We start from the raw sequence: 20,765 nt of genomic DNA, 5'->3' as shown, positions 1-20,765 counted from the left end.
ACTCATCCCGCCACCGCCGGGTTGACCGCGAACATGTCCACTGCTCCGCTCTGTTGCGCCCACTTGGCGAGGATCTTGTCGTAGCTGCCGTCGGACACCATCGCCGCGAACGATTGGGCGAAGGCGTTGCCGAGATCAGTCGCGTCCTTCGGCATCACCAGGCCGTATGGCGCAGCTCCCGTGATCTTGCCGACGGCCTGCAGCTTGTCGCCGGTCTGCTTCACGGCATACAGCGCGACGGGGGAGTCGGCCGCCATCGCGTCGACCTTCCCGGCGAGCAGGTCGGTGGTGACCTTGGACTGCAGGTCCTCGATCACCGGCTTGATCGGCTTGCTCTTGCACTGGTCCTTGTTGATCGCGGCAACCTCGTCGGCCTGGGTGGTGCCGGTCTGCACGCCGACGGTCAGGCCGCACGGGTTGGTCGGGTCGATCTTCTTCGGGTTGCCCTTCTTGGTGACCCATTGGGTGCCGGCCGAGAAGTAGCTGACCATCGTGACCTGCTTGAGCCGGTCGGGCGTGATCGTGAACGACGACGTTGCCAGGTCGTACTTGCCGCCCGCGACGCCCGGGATGATGCTGTCGAACTTCGCGTTCTGGAATTTCAGCTTCAGCCCGAGTTTCTGCGCGGCGGCGGCGAGCAGGTCGATGTCCATGCCCTGCACGGTCTGCCCGTCGCGGGCGAGGAATTCGTTCGGTTGGTATGACGCGTCGGTGCCGACGGTGAGCGTGCCCTTGGCCTTGATGTTGCCCGGCACCAGCTTGGCCAGTTGCTCGGACACCGAGCCGGACGGGCCGGTCTGGTCGGCGCCCCCACCCAGGCCGAGGGACGTGGTCCCGATGCCGCAACCGCTGAGCGCGATCGCGAGCCCCACCGCGCCGGCAGCGGTCAGCTGCGCGCGCTTTGCAAACATGACGATGAGTTGCCTTCCTGCACCCGGAGCACCCGGGGAGCCACCCGAGTGTGCCGCACATCGTCCCACCCGTGGTGCAGGTCACGCCGCGGACCTGGGAGAAGTCGTGACCGAGCTGTCACCCGCGCAAGCGGGTGGTGAGCGCACTGGAGAAGACGCCGTGCGGGTCCAGCCGGTCCAGCGACGCCCAAGCGCTGTCCCACTGCGGGAAAGCCGCCGGGATCGGTCCGCGCATCGCGGCGTCGTCGGTCCAGGCGCCGGCCGCGGTCGTGGCCCAGCGCTTCGACCATTCGGGCCGCACCACGGCATACGAGGCGTAGTTGTTGCGGATGAACTGCTCGGTCTCGGCGTAGAACTCGAACTCGTGCGGCGTGCCGGGCATGGTGAGAATGTCCAGCCAGACCACCGTGTCGAGGTCGGGGCGGTCGTCGACCGGACGGGCCGGTGACAGTTCCGCGACGCGGGCGCCCGGGGTCGCGACGTCGGCGGGGTCGTCGATCCCGGTGATCCGGATCTCGACGCAACTGTTGACCGGGAACTCCCGTCGTGCCTGGTATGCCGACAGCCGCGCCTTGAATGCCTCGGTGAACTCGTGCACCACCCGCTGCACGTCCGCGCGGCGGCAGACGACGGCCTGGCTTCCGGCGCTGACTCGCAGCGTCGTCGGCTTGACGAAGTTGATCGCGTTCTTGGCCGGGCCCCACAGGTCGCGCGCGAGGGTCGCCGTGAGTCCGGTTGCGGTGGCTGCGAGCACGGCATTGCCGAAAGCCGGTGCCACCCATGACATTCCGGCGATCAGTTGGCCGGCGAGTTGGGGCACGGGGTTGGGCAGGTTGTCGGCGAAGGCGAAGTTGTAGGGCCCGGTCGTCGGGCGCGACCAGAACGGCCTGGTCGGCGCCGGCGTCCAGACCTGCACCCAAGGGTGGTCGGTGAAGGTGTACCAGATGACACCCACCCGGCCGGCCTGGTCGAGCAGCGAGGTCAATGACCGGGAGGTGACGTTCGACGGGTCGGCGAAGAGCTCACTGGTGCGGATGTCGGTGTAGGACTGGCAGCGCAGGTTGTAGTCCGGGACGGTCTGCAGCAGCACCTCGGTCACGAAGGCGCGGCCGAGATGGGTGAGCAGCGCCCCGGCTTCGGGGTCGGAGCGGGAGATCGTCTGCTCGGCATACTGCCCGGTTGTGTCGCGCCAGGCGATGACGCGAAATTCCAGCACCTGATTGCTCATCGTGCCGAAGGACCGTCCCGGTCCGTGCGCCTCGTCCTTGGCGGGTATGGCGCTGCCGTGGCCGCCGACCGCGAGGACACCCCCGACGGAGACGTCCCCTGGGGCCGGGGCCGCAAGCAGCGATCGACCCTGGCGGTGCAGGAAGTCGAACAGGGTGTCCATTCGGGCGCCCGCCTGGACGCGCACGTTGTCGCCTTCCATCTGCATCGCGGTGAGCCGCCGGGTGGTGTCGATCAGAAGCGTCTGCTGGTCGGTCGCGTCGTCGGCGACGGTGAGCGGTGACCAGCTGTGCCGGAACCCGCGGGGTCGCAGACGCCAGCCCGCCGTACGAGCCCAGTTGACGATGTCGAGCAATGCCGCGCTGCTGGCCGGTGCGCACGTCCAGAGCGGCGCCGTGGTCACCACACCGTCCCAGTTGCGGAAGACCTCGCGGTAGAGCGAGGTCCCGGGCGGGAATCCGCTCGGCAGGTCGGCCGCAGTTGCGGCCTCGATGCCGACCACGGTTGCGAGACCGGCCGCTGCGCCGCCGAGCAGCGTGCGACGGGGAATGGGAACCGATTTCGGCATGACGGACCTCCGGAAAGAACGGGCGAGCAAGCCCGCATTTTGACGCATGACTGGTCCTGACTGCGCCAATTTGCCGTAAGTAATGCGTAAAGATTCGGGTGGAGTTGGACGTCCGACTTATAGCTGTCGCCTGATTCATCTCATAGCGCGGCTACTTACCTTGACGTATGTCTACTTCAGCCGTAAGGATCGGCCCCGTCCGGTCGGGTTGAGCGCCTTTGATGTGCACCCGTCTCTTGTCGACAATGGGGAGATCGACCTCGGCAAAACCAGGGCAATTGTGTGTGAAATCTCATTGTCATCGGTTGATGACGACCGCTCGAGAAGAAAGCTGAACATCAGATGAATGTCTTCCTTCGCAGCACGTTGGCCGCGACCACCGCGGCGGCCGTGATGGTGCCGGCAGGGGTCGCCATGGCGGCACCGGCCCACGCGACCACAGCGCCGGTCGCCACCGCCTCCTACCTGCCCTCCGCGGTGTCGACGACGACCACCCCGCCGAAGCCGATGAGCATGGACAACCCGATGCCGCCGGAGTCGGAGCTGGACGAGTGGATCAAGATGATGCCCGGGATCCTCGAGCCGCAGGCGCCCATGGGCCCGATGCCGATCCCGATCTGCGGCCAGAGCCCGACCTACCTGGGCAAGTGGCTGTTCATCGTCTTCGGCGGTCACTACGAGGACAGCGTCGAGTGGGCCAATGCCCAGGGCAAGCTCTTCAGCGACATCGTCACCTTCAAGATCGACCCGGTCACGGCGGTCTTCAAACTGGGCGAGGCGCTGCTCCAGCTGCCGGTCTACGCCGCCAAGGTCGGCTGGGCACACATCCCGCCGACGATCGCCTACGTCCTCAACGGCTGCAAGGTGTAACTCCTTTGCAGCAGCTGCAGATGGCGCCCGGTCGGTCTCGACCGGGCGCCAGGTCGTGTGCTCAGCGCTTGCGCAGCTCCTCGTCATACGCCAGGCAGTCGGCGTATGACGGCAGCAGTCCGTCGGCCTGTGCCTGCGCCAGGGACGGCGCTGCGGTGTCCTTCGGGGACAGCACCGGCTCGATGCCGTCGGGGAAGCGCAGCCCGATCTGCGGGTCGAGCGGGTTGATGCCGTGCTCGCGCTCCGGGTTGTAGGCGGCCGAGCACAGATAGACGGCGGTGGAGTTGTCCGCACGGGCGGCCAGGCAGTGGCCGAGTCCTTCGGACAGGTAGACCGCACGTCGGGTCTCGGTGTCGAGCTCGACGCTGGTCCACTGCCCGAAGGTGGGGGAGCCGACCCGGATGTCGATGATGTAGTCGACGAACGAACCGCCCACAGCCGTCACGTATTTCGCCTGGCTGGGCGGCACGTCGGCGTAGTGGATGCCGCGCACTGCGCCCTTGCTGGAGACGGAGATGTTGGTCTGCACGACGTCGAGCCGGTGACCGAGGTGCTCGGCGAGCTTGTCGCCGCGGAAGCCCTCCATGAAGACTCCGCGGTCGTCGGGGAACTGGCGCGGCGTGACGACATACGCCCCGGCGATCTCCAGCGGTGCGATCTCCATCAGCGGGGTTCCTCCAGCAGGCGTTGCAGGTAGACGCCGTAGCCGCTCTTGGCGAGCGGTGCGGCGAGGGCGGCGAGTTGGTCGTCGGTGAGCCAGCCGTTGCGCCAGGCGATTTCCTCGACGCAGCCGATCTTGTAGCCCTGCCGCTCCTCGATGACCTGCACGAACTGCGCTGCTCCCATCAATCCCTCGAACGTCCCGGTGTCGAACCACGCGGTCCCACGCGGCAGGACTGTCACCGACAGGTCGCCGCGCCGCAGATAGGCGTCGTTGACCCCGGTGATCTCCAACTCGCCGCGCGCGCTCGGGGTGAGCGCGCTCGCGATCTTGACCACGTCGTTGTCGTAGAAGTAGAGCCCGGGCACGGCATACGACGATTTGGGTGAGGCGGGCTTCTCCTCGATGGAGAGGACTGTGCCGTCGCCGTCGAACTCCACCACGCCGTATGCCGTGGGGTTGGCCACGTGGTAGGCGAAGACGTGGCCGCCGGTGAGGTCCTCGTTGCCGCGCAGGGCGGTGCCGAGGCCGGTGCCGTAGAAAATGTTGTCGCCGAGCACCAGCGCGACACTGTCGTCGCCGATGAAGTCGGCTCCGATGACGAATGCCTGCGCGAGACCGTCGGGGGAGGGCTGCACCGCGAACTGCAGGTTGACGCCCCATTCGCTGCCGTCGCCGAGCAGCCGGCGGAATTGGTCGGCGTCGTGCGGGGTGGTGATGATCAGCACGTCCCGGATGCCGGCCATGAGCAGCGTCGACAGCGGGTAGTAGATCATCGGCTTGTCGTAGATCGGCATGAGCTGCTTGCTGATGCCGCGGGTGATCGGGTGCAGACGTGTGCCCGAGCCCCCGGCGAGAATGATCCCCTTCACGGCGACGACCATAGCCGCATCCCGAACGGCGTACGGATGCCGACCGGGGTTGCCGGTACAGTCTCCGCGTGCGAGTACTGGTTACCGGGGGCGCCGGTTTCATCGGCAGCAATTTTGTTCATCTTACGGACACCTCGCGGCCCGACGTGGAGGTGACGGTTCTCGACGCATTCACCTACGCCGGCGACCGCGCATCGTTGGACGGCGTCGACGTCGAAATCGTCTCGGGCGACATCTCCGACGCAGCACTGGTCGACCAACTGGTCGCCGGCAGCGATCTCGTCGTGCATTTCGCCGCCGAATCCCACAACGACAACTCGCTGGCCCGGCCCTTCCCTTTCGTGCAGACGAATCTGATCGGGACCTACACGCTGCTCGAGGCGGTGCGCAAGCACGACGTGCGCTACCACCACATCTCCACCGACGAGGTGTATGGCGACTTGGAGCTCGACGATCCCGGGCGTTTCACGGAGGCCACGCCATACAACCCGAGCAGCCCCTACTCGTCGACCAAGGCCGGCAGCGACCTGCTCGTGCGGGCGTGGGTGCGGTCGTTCGGCGTGCGCGCCACGATCAGCAACTGCTCCAACAACTACGGCCCCCGGCAGCACGTGGAGAAGTTCATTCCGCGCCAGATCACCAACATCCTCGACGGCGTGCGGCCGAAGCTGTATGGCGACGGACTCAACGTGCGCGACTGGATCCACGTCGACGATCACAACCGCGCCGTCTGGACGATCATCGAGCGCGGCGAGATCGGTCAGACCTACCTCATCGGCGCGGATGGCGAAGAGAGCAACAAGCGCGTGGTCGAGCAGATCCTGGTCGCGATGGGCAAGGACGCAAGCGACTACGACCACGTCACCGACCGTGCCGGCCACGACCGGCGCTACGCGATCGACTCCACCAAGCTGCGCACCGAGTTGGGTTGGGAGCCGGGCTTTTCCGACTTCGCAGCGGGCCTGACGGACACGATCGACTGGTATCGCGCTAACGAGTCGTGGTGGCGTCCGCAGAAGGCTGCGGCCGAGGCGAAGTATGCCGATCAGGCCGTGATCGGCAGTGGTCGCTGATGCGCTGGCTGGTCACCGGTGGCCGCGGCATGTTCGGCACCGACCTGACGCTGCTGCTGCAGGAGCGCGGTGAGCAGGTGGTGCCGGTGGGCTCCGCCGAGTGCGACATCCGCTCGCTCGACGCGGTGCGGGAGACGATGCGCGACTTCGACGTGGTGGTCAACGCGGCGGCCTGGACGGCGGTCGATGACGCCGAGACACACGAGGCCGAGGCCTTCGCCATCAACGCGACCGCCGCCCGCAACGTCGCGCTCGTCGCCCGCGAGACGGGCACTCGGATGGTGCAGATCTCCACCGACTACGTCTTCGACGGCACCGCCACCGAGCCCTACGAGCCGGACCATCCGCAAAATCCCCAGTCCGCCTACGGCCGCACCAAGGCAGCAGGGGAGTGGGCCGTGCGCGCGACGAACCCGGACGCGCTGATCGTGCGGACCGCGTGGCTGTATGGCGAGCACGGCCCCAACTTCGTCAAGACCATGCTGCGCCTCGCGGGTGAACGCGAGACGCTCAAGGTGGTCGACGACCAGAAGGGCCAGCCCACCTGGACCCGCGATCTGGCCGCCTACGTGCTCGATGTCGTCGACACTGGTGCACCGGGCGGCTACTACCACGGCACCGCGGCCGGCCAGACCACCTGGCACGGCTTCACGCGCGAGATCTTTGTGCTCGCTGGGATGGATCCGGACCGCGTGCAGCCGTGTACCACGGCTGACTTTCCGCGTCCTGCCCCGCGGCCCGGATACAGCGTGCTTGCGCACGACGACCGGCAACGCCGCAGTTGGGACGAAGGGCTCCGCGCGATGGGCGTCACGGCGAATGCGGGCCGGCCATGAGTGACAGACCTCGCGTCGCGGTCATCGGCACCCGTGGTTACCCGAGCTATTACGGCGGATTCGAGACTCTGGTGCGCCAACTCGTGCCCCATCTGACGTACAACGGCTGGGACATCGACGTTTACAGCCGGCCAGGTCACGTCGCGGACGAGCCGCTTCCGGACGGCGTCACCCAGCGCTTCACCAAGGGCGTCGAGTCGAAGTCGGCGAGTACGCTTTCCTTCGGCATGACTGCGACCGCCGACGCCGCCTGGCGCAAGCCCGACGTCGCGCTGGTGATGAATGTCGCCAACGGCTATTACCTGCCGATGTTGAAAGCGCGTGGCATCCCCGTGGTCCTGAACGTCGACGGCATCGAATGGCACCGCGAGAAGTGGAGCCCGACCGCAAAGCGAGTTTTCCGCACAGGCGCGAGGCTGAGCGCGAAGTTCGCCGACACCCTGATCGCGGACTCGGTCGAGATCGGCCGGTATTGGAAGCAGGAATTCGGTCGTGAGACAACCTTCATCCCCTATGGAGGGACTGTGCCGGACTCGTCGAACGAGCGACTGGTCAAGGAGCGTCTCGACCTCGCTCCCGGTAGTTACGTGCTGGCCGTCGCTCGCTTCGTTCCGGAGAATTCGATGCATGAGTTCTTCGAGGCCGTGCGCTTCCTCGATCCCTCGACTCCGGTCGTCGTGGTGGGCAATGCCCCGGCAGGCGATCCGATCCAGTCGGCGGCTGATGCACTGGCGGCCGAACGAACTAACGTGCAACTGCTCGGCCACCTGAAGGACGACGAACTGCTGCACGCCTTGTGGTCGAACGCCGGCGTCTACTTCCACGGTCACAGCGTGGGCGGCACCAACCCCGCTCTGGTTCAAGCAATGGCCTGCGGAGCGCCCACGGTTGCACGTCGGACCGCGTACAACGATGAGGTCCTCGGGGGAAATGGCCGACTAGTGGAGCCGTCTGCGCCCGCAATCGCGGCAGAACTTGAGAACGTCCTCGGTGACGAAAGAGTGCGAAAGCATCTCTCGAATGCTGCGCTCCAGAGGGCACAAGCCGGATATGGTTGGAATTCAGTTCTGGCCGATTACACCGACGCGCTGTTGTGCGCGACTGGACGGTGGGAGTCATGAGTGCCCGTGCTGAGCCAAGCGTCGGTTGTGTGATGGTCACGCATAATGGCGCCCGGCATTTGACCGAGCAGCTGGACTCGATGCACGAACAGACCGTCTCGCTGGACGAGTTAGTCGTCATTGACGACGGCTCTGTAGACGCGACGACCGACGTAGTCCGGGACCACCCGATCACGCGTGAAGTCGTAACCCATGTCGTCCCGGCACCACCAAGGACCGAGTCCATGCCGCTGTACGACCGTATCGCGGCGAATTTCTCGCTTGGAGTTAGTTTGTGTGGCTCCGAACTGATCGTCCTCGCGGATCAAGATGATGTCTGGTACCCGCGCCGTGTGGCGGCGCACGTCGACTGGTTTCGGACACATCCGCAGAGCGCAATGGTCGCGAGTAATGCCGACCTGATTGATGCTGAATCAGCTCCGCTGGGACGCACCATGCGCGATGACTTCCCGGTCCCAGCCGAGTGGTCACACTGGAGCCCACAGCACCGGATGCGTTATACACTCGCCAAACCGGTCGCGACTGGCGCAGCGTCGGCGATTGTTCCGCGACGTTTGGTTGGTCACGGCTCGGTGCCTCGGGGCTGGCTGCACGACCGTTGGTACTCGCTCGACGCAGTTGCCAACAATCTCCTTGATATTGACCCAGTGGCACAGATTGCTTACCGCGTACACAGCGACCAGGTTCTCGGAGTTGCGGGATCTTCGGCGTCGCGCACTGCCAGGGGTCGGCTGCAGCGGCGTGCCAGCCAACCGACACTGGCAGCCCGGAAACTCTGGCAGCTGAGCCGTCTAGCGCTCGCCACGGACTCGCGAAGCCGTTCAGCATTTATGTTCCCCCGGTCGGTTCCGGCGATTCTAGGGCGGGAACCGAAACCATGAGGACATCGGTGAACAATTGGTCATCTGCGGGCCCACAAGGCTCTGCGTACACGCCGCTCATAGACGGGATCGCTTGGTCTGTGCCTCCTGGGACGAGCGCGTATACCCGGCCTGTGCAACTCGTTGAGCAACTAGAACAGCTCGGGGTCATTGCCCCCGAGACGCAGTTTGTGCACGCGGGCAAGGCCCCATCTGCAGACTCCCTCCACCGGAGAGCACGATGGTCATTCTTGCCGACCCGGCCATCCGGCTCGGATGCATGGGCGGTGTTGTCTCCGGTCTTCTTCGGCTCTCGAAAGGTCGTCTGGACTGACTTCTACGACGACTGGTCGATCGCGCCCGACATTAACCCTGTCTACCGTCAAATAGCCCGCGTTACCTACCAGTCTGTTAGCCGTGGACATCGGAACAGCGCGATCATGACCGTAAATACGTCATATATGGCGAGTCGGCTGAGGCTGCCCCCTGCGAGTGTCGTCCCTAACGGTGTCGACCCTGCACTGGCGAACGTCGCGCGCTCGGGGGACGCTTCTCGTCGCGTCATTCTCCTCGGTCGTTTTATGGAGGGTCGTACGGATTGGGCGCTCATGGACCGAATTGTGAGATTTGGGGGCTTCGATGAGGTGGTTATTGGAGCACCCGGCGACTCGATTCGTATGTCACAACTCATCGCCTCATGGAGAACCACTGGGTCGGTCCCTTCGGTACTTGTCTATCCATGGTTGGACTCGACAGCTCTCGGCGCATTGATCGGGGAAAACACCGCTTGTCTGATTCCGCACGTTGTTGATGACTACACCCGCAGTCAAGATCTCATGAAGTGCTATCAAATGGCAGCGCTCGGTGTCCCAGTCATCATTCCTCCCGAGTTGTGGCCGGAACGTTTGGTGGTTCCAAATACGCTGCCAATCGAGCGGGCCGCTGCCGTTGGCTCGTCGCGACTGCTGACTGATCAGGAACGAGCCGACGTCGTTCGGAAGCACTCATGGCGAGCGCGAGCAGAACAGATCGCCAGCACTATCCACCAAGGCGGTCGTGAGGCGTCGTGAGGATTGTCTACTTCGCGGTGCACGACACCGACTACCCGCGGAACAACCTCATCCGTAGCGAGTTCGTCCGACAAGGCCACGAGGTTGTCGTGATCGAGCGAAATTTGCGCGAAGGGATTGCCCGGGGATCGGTACATCTACTTCACCGTGCGGTGCGTGAAGCGGGATGGCGGCGAGCGGATGTTGTCATCCTGTCGGAGTTAGCCCTCCAATACGCGCTTCATGCTCGACTCCTGGCATTAATGCTCCGCGCGCGGTTGGTCGTAGATGCCTTTGTCGGTATGCACGAGACCAACGTCGGAGACTGGGGCGAGGTGCCAGTCACGTCAGTGCGCGCGCGTCTCTACGCCGCTTTCGACAAGATAGCGGTGCGGGTGGCGGATCTCACGTTAACGGATACGGAGGTGAGGGCTCGCCGCTGGAAAGAACACGGAGCCCGTGACGTCAGCGTGGTGCCAGTCGGAGCGCCCGACTGGGCGTCTCCGACGCGTGCGCCAGAAACTGGGCCCCTGCAGGTGCTCTACTACGGAAACTACATCCCGTTACATGGACTAGATTACGTCGCGTCTGCAATGACGTTTCTGACGGATAGGACGATCGAATGGACATTTATCGGGAACGGATCCGAGCGGCCGTTGATTGAGTCACAACTACGGCGTGCCGCCGACGGCATGCCCACGAGGTTCCTGGACCATGTTTCAACATACGAGTTAGCGCGACATATCAAGGAGTCGCACGTTGTGCTCGGAGTATTTGGATTGTCAGAAAAGGCAGGGAGTGTAATTGCCAACAAAGTTTGGCAAGGCCTTGCGGGGGGCCGCGTCGTGATAACCCGATCCTCCGATGCGCTACGAGAACTTACCTTCGTTTCAGTGGATCAGCTAATACAGGTCGATCCGGAGTGCGCGACGGACCTGGCCGCTCAACTTGACCGCCTCAGTAGGGCGCACTCGACAGGGGAACTCGATACTTTTACCGAGACCTCGGAATGGCTCGAGACCTACGTTAACTCGAGAGCGTCTGCCGTGGTCCAATCCCTCGCGGAAAGAATGTTAGAACGTGGCGAGGGTAGGACTCTCCGATGAGGGCGATTGGAGAGCGCGTCCGTACGGGAAAGAAACGCCTCGACCTGGAGATTAAGCAGCGTCAGGGGCGTCGATACGTCGCTTCGCACGCGCCGTTGACTTGGTTCCCATTCTCTGAACTCGCTGACACGAGCTGGAGTCTCGTTTGCCTCCGGCCGGAGCCTGCGGCCCGCACCCATGTGTCCTTGCTGTTGCCGGCACTCGGTCCAGACGCCCTATATGCAGGTGTCCGGACCGCCTTGGCTACCGCAGCGCAGGTGGCACTCATTAGGGATCTACCGATCCGCGTGATCAGCTACGGCTCGATTCCGACTGCATCCGACAAGTCGTGGCTGACTAGGTTCCTGGCCGAGGAGTTCGGGTATAGCAGGGCGCCAGTAGAACTTCTATCCGGCTGGAGCCTGCGCGATATGGAGGTGTCGACCAGGGAGATATGGATAGGTACCTACTGGACTACCGCACATGCCCTTCAAGTTGCCGCTAACCTTGGTGTGGTTCGTGCCGATCAAGTTCTTTACTTGGTTCAAGATTATGAGCCTGATTTCTTCCCTGGATCGACAGAATCAGCCTTGGCTCAATCGACGTACCATGCTGGATTCAAGTGTATCATTAATTCGACCCCCGTTCAGCGGGCGTTACGTACGCACGAAGGAATCGATGTTCCCGACCATCTGGTCTTCAGGCCCGAACTCGATCTCGGTAGGCTCCGCCGCACGTCCGATCGGCGACCGCAACGCGCGCCCCGTCGAGTCGGCTTCTATGGGCGTCCCAGCAAGCCACGCAATTCCTTCGCGCTCGGGATCGCGGCGCTGCGCCACACGGCCGGCCTGGCCGAGTCCGCGGGAATCGATCTTCAGTTTGTGTCAATGGGCGAGCCTCATGCGCCGATACGTCTAGCTGAAGATGCCGAACTTTCGGCCGTTGGCAAGCTCTCCTGGGAGTCGTACTTCGACGCTCTGAGCGAGATCCCGGTCCTTCTGTCGCTCCAGCAGAGTCCGCATCCTTCTCACCCACCGTTGGAGGCGGTCGCGTCCGGTGGTTTCGCGGTGACGAATGATGTTGACCAGACAAGATTTGGGCTGAGTTCACGACTTCGTGCAGTGCGAAATGATCCGATTGAACTCGGCGAGGCCATATTTGAGGCTGTGATAGATACCTCGGCCTACGTAAACGATGGCGTCGACATGGGTTTTATGCAAGGGCTTGGTGGAGAATTCAGTGAATCGATCGCTGCAGCGGCGGGCGAATTAGGGCTGTCATGACACAATTGCGAACACCGCACACAATGGCCTCTGGCAGGGTGAACCCGGGGCCGGAGCCAGGCGTTGGTCGCGAAGGTTCGAACATTGGGAGCGGCGCTAAATTTCAGATCCCATTGATCTCCTTGGCTCTTCTCCTCATCGGTGCCTGCGCGTATCTTGCCGATCAGCCTGCGGGTGTTACCATCTCCGCGATTGCTGTCTGCTGGTTCACAGTACATTTAGAGATTCCGGCCCGCTGGGTCTGCGGGTTTAGTCTCGCTGCCGGGATGTCCCTCCTGCTCGTATTCGGGACTGTGAACGTGCCTCGAGGCGTGGCGCAGTATGCCACGGCGGCGGCGATGCTGGGGTGGGGGATCGCATACCTTCGTTCTCGGCCGGTCGCTAGTCCCACATTTGACGCACGGTCGTACATTGTACTCGGTTCAATTCTCGTAATGGCATTCGTGAGCGGTGCCGCGACTCAGGATTCGTCGCTCTTTCGATATTCAATCCGTTTTATCTTGCCGATGCTGATTGCCTTCTATTTGGCGCGACGGCTTACCGTATCCGAATGCCGCGCATTTGTGACGACGGTTCTTGTATTTACTTGCAGCCAGCTATTAATAGGTGCCATGGAAATGGGGGGGTTGCGAATTGCGCCCTACCCATCTTACACCCGGTCAGACGTCACCTTCGGAAATAACATCACCGGGGGTGACCATAGGGCGGAGGCGTTCTTGAGTCACCCGATACCATTTTCAATGCTCATCGTCTTTGCGCTCTTTTTGGCCTGGACGCCATTTGGCCCTAAGAATAAAGTTCTCAGGTTGCTATTCTCGGTGGCGTGCCTCGGTGGCCTCGTCATCTCCGGTTCTCGAACCGGTTTCGTCGCAGTGGCGTCGGTCGTTCTGATTTCTGCGATCGGTCCTCGAATTAGCAGCCGGGCGCGAGGTGCGGCAATAGCCGCCGGCGTGATAGCCGTTGGGGTTCTCGCATACTCAACGACGGTCCAGGAATATATGAGTGAAGCTATCGCCAAGTTGGGTAACAGTGGCTCATATACTCATAGGTCGAACTCAATTAGCTCAATACCGCAAATTCTAGACCTACGGAGCGGCTGGGACCTACTGTTCGGAACTGGCATTGGAAGCGAGAAGCGGCCGCCATACGTCGATATTCTCAATGTTGCCAGGTTCACCAGCGTCGATAACCAGTTTACATCAACCCTCGTATGGGGAGGTGTGGTTGCCCTTCTTGCCCTGGCGGTCGCGGTTGGAGTAGCGATTATTTGGGGGTCATCTGTTGGTCGCGGAATACTAGTTGTGCTGGTAGTTTACATGTTTTCGTTCGATTTGCTTCTGTGGGCGGGTGAAAGTGTAATGCTTGCGTTCGGTTTGGGCCTGGCCGTCAACGGATTCCTTGCGCCCGGCAAAGGCGGGTTTCTAGCGCCCAGCAAACTTCACCTTGGCCCGCAAGACTGAGAGAGGTAGGCTGACAATTCGTGTGCGGCCTGGGGGCTGTGCTAGCTAGATTGTGTGTCTCGACCCGTCGAATGAGCGTGAATAATGTCTGGCGCGCGGACGTCGGAGTGACCGGAACTGAATTAATAGACCGCATGTCTCGGCCAGTATTTCGCCCGCAATGGCGCCTTTCGGGCCAAAGGCGACTGCTCCGGGCGCGATAGTTGCAACTCCGACGATCGCCGAAGGGACTATCGCCCAGGTGATGTCGTTGGCGCGGTCCCGGGCTATCAATGCGAGTCCTTGGCTAGTGGAGAGGACAATCGTGAACAGCAAAATTCCTCCCATTGGGGAAAGCGTGTAGGGAATATCAATCTTCCCGGAGAAGAGGTAATGGCTGACAGGCGGTGCAAATACCGTGAAGCCAAGCCCGGCGACGACCGCGGTGAGTGCACCGATCTGCTGCGCCTTGCGAATCCGGTGCTCTTTAGCCCCGGGGGGTGCACTCCCGATCCAGCTTTGCAATCTGAGCGGAATCGCGCTGAGCACCGTAACTCCTGTTCGCATTAGCCTTTCGCTCGCAGCGAAGAGACCAAGTGCAGGCGGCGCCACAAGTCCAACTATGAACACGGGCAACGTCGTGTAAACGACGCTGACTGCGCGTCCGCTGCCGATGACGGCCTGTGCTTTGGCGATGCGCGGGGCGGCGCGCCAGTCGGCGCGGGTTGGTGCGGAGTAGTCATCGATCAGACGCGCGGCCGCGAGTTGTGCGAATGGAACAGTCGCGAGCATGAGGATGCTGTAGACGACCACCGGGCCGCCGGCAGCGACAAGTATGGCCGAGAATGTGGTGACCATGATTCTCGGCAAGGATTCGGACCAGAGGACGTTGAGAGGGCGATTGATGCCGATGAAATACCAGGAGGGCGTCATCCCCTGGGCCGTGAGTGCAAAGGTGAAGATCGCGCTCGCTATCTTCAACTCCGGGACTACGAAGTAGCAAACGGTACCCGCTAGGCAAGCCGCCGGTAGGACGATTATTAGCCGGGACGGTATTGAGAGTCGGTAGTAGGCGGCGCGTTCCTGTGGTGGCAGTCCGGCCACTCGCTGGGGGCCGACGACACCCCAGCCCATTTCAGCCGCAGTCGATATCGCCAAGCCCAGGGACATCGCGACGGCCAGTGACGACCAACCTCGTGCGCCATACCGAGCACTCACTGCTGGGATGAAAAGGAGAGGCGAGAGAAAATTCAATCCTGGGATAAGCAGGTACAGCGAAAGTTGTTTGGCGTGCTGCAATGCCCGCATTTTGCGTTGGTCGCCGGTTCAGACGCTGTGAGTCGCAGACTGCGTTCGTAGCTGAAGGATCTCAGACCGGTTTGCGTCGAGGTAGTCGTAGGTCAGTTTCTCATACTTCTTGAGCACGTCGTCCGAGGGCCACGGAGCATTGGGGTTAAGGTTGCCAATGACGCCGATGCCCTGATCGGCGTCGATCGTGTAGAACTCAAGATCGGGACGCTCGACCTGAATATACGCGCCGATCTTCCAGACGTCGCCGTTCCATGCCTTTCCCTGGACGAAGACGTCCTGAAGCTCCTTCGTCTTCGGATTCATGTCGTCGAGGAGAATTACCCCTCCTGGCGCAGAGTAACGCTCAATGTTCAGGACATCACGCAGCGCCTGCTGGAACCAGTGAAGTCCGTCGACCAATCCCACATCGACGCGTCGGTCGCGGAGAACCGTGCCGGCATCCTCGGCAAAGAAGTCGTCTGACGGCTTGTTGAAGAACTGTTCACCGTCGCGGAGCTTCGTCATCGACTTGTGCTCGTACGGGTCAACGCCGATCTTGCGATCGGCGGTGACTGCGCGGAAACTGTCCCCGTCACGGACACCGATCTCCAAATAGACGGGATTTTCACGCGCTTCGAGCACTTGTTGTGTGTAGGTCTCTTTGCAGTCGGCGGGCTTGAGACGGCGGCGGGCACGGCGCTTCAAACGAGCGATCATCGGGTCCATGGCCAGAAGGGTATCGGCGTCAGACCGCGTGTGCGCAGCAGCCCTTCTGAAGACTCGGAGAGTGTCAGGAGTCGAGCCGGAGCCAGCTCTGCCAGCCGGCGTGCAGCACGAGCCAGGCGATCAGGCCGTAGCCGGCCTGGCCGGGGTGGATGCCGTCGCCGGATGCCAGATCCGCGTGCCACTGGTCATGGCCGAGCAGTGGGCGGAAGCAGTCGACGTAGGTCACGCCGCGGCGTGAGCAGACGTCGGCCTGGGCGTCGACCAGCACCTGGAGGCGGTCGTTGGTCTCCGGGTCGACGGTCGGTGCGGGACCCACGACATACGTCGAGATGGCGGCGCTGGAGGCGTCGTCGAGGATATTGGCCAGGTTGAGCCGGGACCGCGCAGTCGTCATGCCCTGGGCGATGTCGTGCAGGCCGAAGCCGATGACCAGGCGCCGCTCGTTGACCGGGTGCGCCCACCGCAGCTCGCTCTCCTGCTGCCAGCGCCCGAGCACGTCGGTCGAGCTCTGGCCGCGCACCCCGAGGTTGTAGCTCGCTAGGTCGACGCCGGCGTGCGGCGTGCGGGCGACCACGCGGGAAACCCAGCCGAGCGCCTTGGGATCACCGAGGCCCGCGACGAAGGAGTCTCCGACGAAACACAGGCCGACATGCCGATTGCCCTCGGCGACCTGGAAGCTGGCGCTGGGGCTGAAGTCGGGTTCGCTGCCTTCGTGCGGGTAGGTCACGGAGGACATTCTCACTCATCCTCGTCATCGAGCCGGGCAAGCCAGGTCGCGAGTCGCTCAACGGGCACCTCGAAGTCCGGATTGAGGTCGACGAAGGTGCGCAATTGGTCGGCCAGCCAGCCGAGGGTGACCTCCTCGTCGCCGCGCCGGGTGGCGAGCTCCTCAATGCCACGATCAGTGAAGTACATGGGCGTCCTTGCGATGGTCGGGAAACTAGTCGGGCCGCACCCGGTGCAGGATGCGGCCCGACTCACTCGGTGCTGATCAGCGGTCGAAGGCCTGCTTCATCAGCTCGGCGCTCTGCGCCTGGTGCCGCTTCGACGAGCCGGTCGCCGGGGCGGCGGACGCGGGACGCGACACCACCCGCAGCGGGCGGTGCTCGCCGAGGGCCGCGAGCTGCTCGGGCAGGTTGAGCGCCATGAAGGGCCACGCGCCCTGGTTCTTCGGCTCATCCTGCACCCAGACGACCTCGGCGTGCGGATACTTCGCCAGCTCGTCGGCGATCTCCTGCGCAGGGATCGGCGCGAGCTGCTCGACCCGCACGATCGCGGTCTGGGCGTCGCCGCGCTTCTCGCGCTCGGCCTCCAGGTCGTAGACGACCCGCGACGAGGCGAGCAGCACGCGGGTGACGTCCTCCGGCTTCGGCGACTGGTGGTCGGCCATCACCGGACGGAACTTGCCCTGCGTGAAGTCCTCCGGGTTGGACGTCGCGGCCTTGAGGCGCAGCAACTGCTTCGGGGTGAAGACGATCAGCGGCTTGCGCGGACGGGCCGCCGCCTGCCGGCGCAGCAGGTGGAAGTAGCTGGCCGGGGTCGACGGGTAGGCGATCGTCATGTTGTCCTCGGCGAAGAGCTGCAGGAAGCGCTCGATGCGCGCCGACGAGTGGTCGGCACCCTGCCCCTCGTAGCCGTGGGGGAGCAGCAGCACGACCGACGACCGCTGGGTCCACTTCTGCTCCGAGGAGCTGATGAACTCGTCGATGATCGTCTGCGCGCCGTCGGCGAAGTCACCGAACTGCGCCTCCCAGAGCACGAGCGCGTCCGGCCGCTCCACGGAGTAGCCGTACTCGAAGCCCATCGCGGCATACTCACTGAGCAGCGAGTCGTAGACCCAGAACCACGCCTGGTCCGGCGAGAGGTAGCGCAGCGGCGTCCACTCGTTGCCGTTCTTGTGGTCGATCAGCACCGAGTGCCGCTGCACGAACGTGCCTCGGCGGCTGTCCTGACCGGCCAGGCGCACCGGGGTGCCCTCCATCAGCAGCGAGCCGAAGGCGAGCAACTCGCCCATCGCCCAGTCGATGCCACCCTGCTGCACCATCTCCGCACGCCGCTCCATGAGCTTGGCGAGCTTCGGGTGCACGGTGAAGCCCTCGGGCGGGTTGACCCAGGTCTGGCCGATCGTGTGCAACTCGTCGCCGCTGATCGCGGTGTCGAGGCCGCTGCCGTCGGCGCGCTCGTCGTCCTGCTCCTGCGCCGACGGACGCTCCAGGCCGCCGTGGCCCTCGGCGTCGGTGCCGGCCGAGCTGTCGGACGCGGGAGCGCTCGCCTCCTGCTTGGCGGCCTTGGTCTCGGCGAAGACCCGCTCCAACTGCGCCTGGTAGTCCTTCAGCGCGGCCTCGGCCTCCTCGGTGCTGATGTCGCCACGACCGATCAGGGCTTCGGTGTAGAGCTTGCGGACGCTGCGCTTGGCCTCGATCAGCTTGTACATCATCGGCTGCGTCATCGAGGGGTCGTCGCCCTCGTTGTGACCGCGACGGCGGTAACAGATCATGTCGATGACCACGTCGCGGTTGAACTTCTGCCGGTATTCGTACGCCAGCTCCGCGACCCCGACACATGCCTCCGGGTCGTCACCGTTGACATGGAAGATCGGCGCCTGGATCATCCGGGCCACGTCGGTGCTGTATGTCGAACTGCGGCTCTGCGACGGCGCGGTCGTGAAGCCGACCTGGTTGTTCACCACGATGTGGATCGTGCCGCCGGTGCGGTAGCCGCGCAGCTGCGACAGGTTGAGCGTCTCGGCCACGATGCCCTGACCGGCGAACGCGGCGTCACCGTGCATCAGGATCGGCAGCACGGTGAACGCCGTGCCGGCCAGGTTGATGCGGTCCTGCTTGGCGCGGGCGATGCCCTCCAGCACCGGGTCGACCGCCTCCAGGTGGGAGGGGTTGGCCGCCAGGTAGATGCTGGTGGTGTTGCCCTCGTCGGAGGTGAAGGTGCCCTCGGTGCCGAGGTGATATTTCACGTCCCCGGAGCCCTGCACCGACTTCGGGTCCTGCTTGCCTTCAAACTCGTTGAAGATCTGCCCGTAGGACTTGCCGGCGATGTTGGCCAGCACGTTGAGGCGGCCGCGGTGCGGCATACCGATCGCGACTTCCTCCATGCCGTCGTCGGCGGCCTCGGAGATGATCCGGTCGAGCATCGCGATGACCGACTCGCCACCCTCGAGCGAGAAGCGCTTCTGCCCGACGTACTTGGTCTGCAGGAACGTCTCGAAGGCCTCCGCGGCGTTGAGCCGGCGCAGGATGCGCAACTGCTCGGCGCTGCTCTGCTTCTCGTAGCCGCGCTCCACCTTGCCCTGGACCCAGGCCCGCTGCTCGGGGTCCTGGATGTGCATGTACTCGATGCCGATGGAGCGGCAGTAGGCGTCGCGCAGGATGCCGAGGATCTGCCGCAGCTTCAGGAACGGCTCACCGCCGAACCCGCCGGTCGGGAAGGTGCGGTCCAGGTCCCACAGGGTCAGCCCGTGGTTGGTGACGTCGAGGTCGGGGTGCCGCCGCTGCTTGTACTCCAGCGGGTCGGTGTCGGCCATCAGGTGACCCCGCACCCGGTAGGCATGGATCAGCTCCTGCACGCGCGCGACCTTGTTGATGTCGTCGTCGTGGCTGACGTCGATGTCCTGCACCCAGCGGATCGGCTCGTAGGGGATCTTCAGTGACTGGAAGATCTCGTCGTAGAAGCCGTCCTCGCCGAGCAGGAGCTGGTGGACGACCCGCAGGAACTCACCGGAGACCGCGCCCTGGATGATGCGGTGGTCGTAGGTGGAGGTCAGCGTGATGATCTTGCTGACGGCGTTCTTGTTGAGGGTGTCGCTGCTCGCGCCCTGCCACTCGGCTGGGTATTCCAGCGCGCCGACGCCGATGATCGCACCCTGGCCGCTCATCAGCCGCGGCACCGAGTGCACGGTGCCGATGCCGCCCGGGTTGGTCAGGCTGATCGTCGTGCCGGCGTAGTCCTCGATCGCCAGCTTGTTGTTCCGCGCCTTGCGGACCATGTCCTCGTAGGCGGTCCAGAACTGCGCGAAGTCCATCTCCTCGGCGCCCTTGATGCTGGGCACGACCAGCGTGCGCGAACCGTCGGGCTTGGCCAGGTCGATCGCCAGGCCGAAGCCGACGTGCCCCGGCTTGATCAGCGTCGGCTTGCCCTTCTCGTCCTCGCCGAGGGCGTAGTTCATCTCGGGGATGAGCGCCAGCGCCTTGAGGATCGCGTAGCCGATCAGGTGGGTGAAGCTGACCTTGCCGCCGCGGCTGCGGGACAGGTGGTTGTTGATGACGATGCGGTTGTCGATCAGCAGCTTGGCCGGCACCGCACGCACGCTGGTCGCGGTCGGCACCTCCAGGCTGGCCTCCATGTTGGACACGATGCGCGCGGCGACTCCCCGCAGCGGCACGGTCTGGTCCTCAGCCGGCTCGACCTCCGGCACGGAGGGCTTGCCGGCATCCCGCGAGATCGGCCGGGTGTATGACGCCTCGGCCTCCTTCGGGTCAAGCGGCGCGGCGTGCCGCGGCTTGTGTTCCTCCGGCTGCTGGCCGACCTGCTCGGCTGCTGGTGCCTGCGGAGTGCCGCCCTTCGGCTGGCTCGCGTCGGCGGCCGGCGCCGCCTGCTGCGCGGCCGGCCCCTGCTTGGGGGCGCCCGAGGTTTGCGCCGGCGTGGTGGTTGCGCCATTGCTATTGCCGTTGGCGGCCGGGGACGCGTGCCCGTTGCCGGCCGCGGCCTGCGGCGTCGACGGCTTGTAGTCCTCGAAGAAGCTCCACCACGCCTTGTCGACGGAGTTCTTGTCCTGGCGGTACTGCTCGTAGAGCTCGTCCACCAACCATTCATTGGGTCCAAATGTCGCAAGTGGGTCCGGCGACTGGGATGACACGCGAATGCGCCTCTTTCATAAGGT

General features: G+C 64.0%; 16 protein-coding genes. 7 read left to right on the top strand and 9 right to left on the bottom strand.

Annotation, left to right across the window (positions count from 1 at the left end):
- Positions 1–2 precede the first annotated feature (2 nt).
- Positions 3–911, bottom strand: coding sequence for an ABC transporter substrate-binding protein (locus N2M23_RS09500; RefSeq protein WP_265445004.1), 909 nt, complete (start codon positions 909–911; stop codon positions 3–5).
- A gap of 118 nt (positions 912–1,029) precedes the next feature.
- Positions 1,030–2,706: a cholesterol oxidase substrate-binding domain-containing protein gene (locus N2M23_RS09495; protein ID WP_265445002.1), complete on the bottom strand. Its 1,677-nt coding sequence runs from the start codon at positions 2,704–2,706 to the stop codon at positions 1,030–1,032.
- Between the two features lie 342 nt (positions 2,707–3,048).
- Here N2M23_RS09495 and N2M23_RS09490 point away from each other — a divergent pair, with 342 nt between their 5' ends.
- Positions 3,049–3,576 (top strand): hypothetical protein, encoded by a 528-nt coding sequence (locus tag N2M23_RS09490; protein ID WP_265445000.1) that lies wholly within the window; start codon positions 3,049–3,051, stop codon positions 3,574–3,576.
- Positions 3,577–3,637: 61 nt separating this feature from the next.
- Here N2M23_RS09490 and N2M23_RS09485 read toward each other — a convergent pair whose 3' ends face one another.
- On the bottom strand, positions 3,638–4,240 hold the full coding sequence (locus tag N2M23_RS09485) for a dTDP-4-dehydrorhamnose 3,5-epimerase family protein (RefSeq protein ID WP_265444999.1): 603 nt from the start codon (positions 4,238–4,240) through the stop codon (positions 3,638–3,640).
- Positions 4,240–5,109, bottom strand: a complete 870-nt coding sequence (rfbA, locus tag N2M23_RS09480; RefSeq protein ID WP_265444998.1) for a glucose-1-phosphate thymidylyltransferase RfbA — start codon at positions 5,107–5,109, stop codon at positions 4,240–4,242. The genes N2M23_RS09485 and rfbA overlap by 1 nt, the downstream gene beginning before the upstream one ends.
- Before the next feature lie 68 nt (positions 5,110–5,177).
- Between rfbA and rfbB the strand changes: the two genes are divergently transcribed.
- The 6 genes from rfbB to N2M23_RS09450 all read left to right on the top strand — a co-directional run bounded on the left by rfbB (position 5,178) and on the right by N2M23_RS09450 (position 13,876).
- Positions 5,178–6,182 carry a dTDP-glucose 4,6-dehydratase gene (rfbB, locus tag N2M23_RS09475; RefSeq protein WP_265444996.1) on the top strand — a complete coding sequence of 335 codons (1,005 nt, stop codon included), beginning with the start codon at positions 5,178–5,180 and terminating at the stop codon, positions 6,180–6,182.
- Positions 6,182–7,018: a dTDP-4-dehydrorhamnose reductase gene (gene rfbD, locus N2M23_RS09470; RefSeq protein WP_265444995.1), complete on the top strand. Its 837-nt coding sequence runs from the start codon at positions 6,182–6,184 to the stop codon at positions 7,016–7,018. The genes rfbB and rfbD overlap by 1 nt, the downstream gene beginning before the upstream one ends.
- Positions 7,015–8,139, top strand: coding sequence for a DUF1972 domain-containing protein (locus tag N2M23_RS09465; protein WP_265444994.1), 1,125 nt, complete (start codon positions 7,015–7,017; stop codon positions 8,137–8,139). The genes rfbD and N2M23_RS09465 overlap by 4 nt, the downstream gene beginning before the upstream one ends.
- Complete coding sequence (locus N2M23_RS09460) at positions 8,136–9,020, top strand: glycosyltransferase (RefSeq protein ID WP_265444993.1); 885 nt, start codon at positions 8,136–8,138, stop codon at positions 9,018–9,020. The genes N2M23_RS09465 and N2M23_RS09460 overlap by 4 nt, the downstream gene beginning before the upstream one ends.
- Positions 9,021–11,150: 2,130 nt before the next feature.
- Positions 11,151–12,416, top strand: coding sequence for a rhamnosyltransferase WsaF family glycosyltransferase (locus tag N2M23_RS09455; RefSeq protein ID WP_341870590.1), 1,266 nt, complete (start codon positions 11,151–11,153; stop codon positions 12,414–12,416).
- 434 nt (positions 12,417–12,850) lie between these two features.
- Positions 12,851–13,876 carry an O-antigen ligase family protein gene (locus N2M23_RS09450; RefSeq protein WP_265444991.1) on the top strand — a complete coding sequence of 342 codons (1,026 nt, stop codon included), beginning with the start codon at positions 12,851–12,853 and terminating at the stop codon, positions 13,874–13,876.
- Between the two features lie 45 nt (positions 13,877–13,921).
- On the opposite strand, the gene N2M23_RS09445 is transcribed toward N2M23_RS09450, so the two are convergent.
- From N2M23_RS09445 to N2M23_RS09425, 5 genes are all read right to left on the bottom strand, one after another.
- The gene (locus N2M23_RS09445; protein WP_265444989.1) at positions 13,922–14,836 is read right to left on the bottom strand and encodes a polysaccharide biosynthesis protein; all 915 of its coding nucleotides are present in this window, start codon (positions 14,834–14,836) and stop codon (positions 13,922–13,924) included.
- A 345-nt stretch (positions 14,837–15,181) separates the two neighbouring features.
- On the bottom strand, positions 15,182–15,871 hold the full coding sequence (locus N2M23_RS09440; protein ID WP_265444988.1) for a class I SAM-dependent methyltransferase: 690 nt from the start codon (positions 15,869–15,871) through the stop codon (positions 15,182–15,184).
- A gap of 64 nt (positions 15,872–15,935) precedes the next feature.
- A complete protein-coding gene (locus tag N2M23_RS09435; protein WP_265444986.1) occupies positions 15,936–16,607 on the bottom strand; it encodes a GDSL-type esterase/lipase family protein in 672 nt (223 codons plus the stop codon).
- Positions 16,608–16,609: 2 nt separating this feature from the next.
- On the bottom strand, positions 16,610–16,786 hold the full coding sequence (locus tag N2M23_RS09430; protein WP_265444984.1) for a DUF6104 family protein: 177 nt from the start codon (positions 16,784–16,786) through the stop codon (positions 16,610–16,612).
- Positions 16,787–16,862: 76 nt separating this feature from the next.
- On the bottom strand, positions 16,863–20,687 hold the full coding sequence (locus tag N2M23_RS09425) for a multifunctional oxoglutarate decarboxylase/oxoglutarate dehydrogenase thiamine pyrophosphate-binding subunit/dihydrolipoyllysine-residue succinyltransferase subunit (RefSeq protein WP_425270209.1): 3,825 nt from the start codon (positions 20,685–20,687) through the stop codon (positions 16,863–16,865).
- Positions 20,688–20,765 lie beyond the last annotated feature (78 nt).

It is taken from the genome of Flexivirga meconopsidis (assembly GCF_026162425.1).
GTDB lineage: Bacteria > Actinomycetota > Actinomycetes > Actinomycetales > Dermatophilaceae > Flexivirga > Flexivirga meconopsidis.
The sequence above is the reverse complement of the archived record's forward strand: the minus strand, read 5'-3'. Positions and strand labels throughout refer to the sequence as shown.

Coding starts and splice junctions, on each gene's coding strand:
- N2M23_RS09500 (WP_265445004.1), bottom strand. CDS start 911: ATGTTTGCAAAGCGCGCGCAGCTGACCGCTGCCGGCGCGGTGGGGCTC.
- N2M23_RS09495 (WP_265445002.1), bottom strand. CDS start 2,706: ATGCCGAAATCGGTTCCCATTCCCCGTCGCACGCTGCTCGGCGGCGCA.
- N2M23_RS09490 (WP_265445000.1), top strand. CDS start 3,049: ATGAATGTCTTCCTTCGCAGCACGTTGGCCGCGACCACCGCGGCGGCC.
- N2M23_RS09485 (WP_265444999.1), bottom strand. CDS start 4,240: ATGGAGATCGCACCGCTGGAGATCGCCGGGGCGTATGTCGTCACGCCG.
- rfbD (WP_265444995.1), top strand. CDS start 6,182: ATGCGCTGGCTGGTCACCGGTGGCCGCGGCATGTTCGGCACCGACCTG.
- N2M23_RS09465 (WP_265444994.1), top strand. CDS start 7,015: ATGAGTGACAGACCTCGCGTCGCGGTCATCGGCACCCGTGGTTACCCG.
- N2M23_RS09460 (WP_265444993.1), top strand. CDS start 8,136: ATGAGTGCCCGTGCTGAGCCAAGCGTCGGTTGTGTGATGGTCACGCAT.
- N2M23_RS09455 (WP_341870590.1), top strand. CDS start 11,151: ATGAGGGCGATTGGAGAGCGCGTCCGTACGGGAAAGAAACGCCTCGAC.
- N2M23_RS09450 (WP_265444991.1), top strand. CDS start 12,851: ATGGCATTCGTGAGCGGTGCCGCGACTCAGGATTCGTCGCTCTTTCGA.
- N2M23_RS09440 (WP_265444988.1), bottom strand. CDS start 15,871: ATGGACCCGATGATCGCTCGTTTGAAGCGCCGTGCCCGCCGCCGTCTC.
- N2M23_RS09435 (WP_265444986.1), bottom strand. CDS start 16,607: ATGTCCTCCGTGACCTACCCGCACGAAGGCAGCGAACCCGACTTCAGC.
- N2M23_RS09430 (WP_265444984.1), bottom strand. CDS start 16,786: ATGTACTTCACTGATCGTGGCATTGAGGAGCTCGCCACCCGGCGCGGC.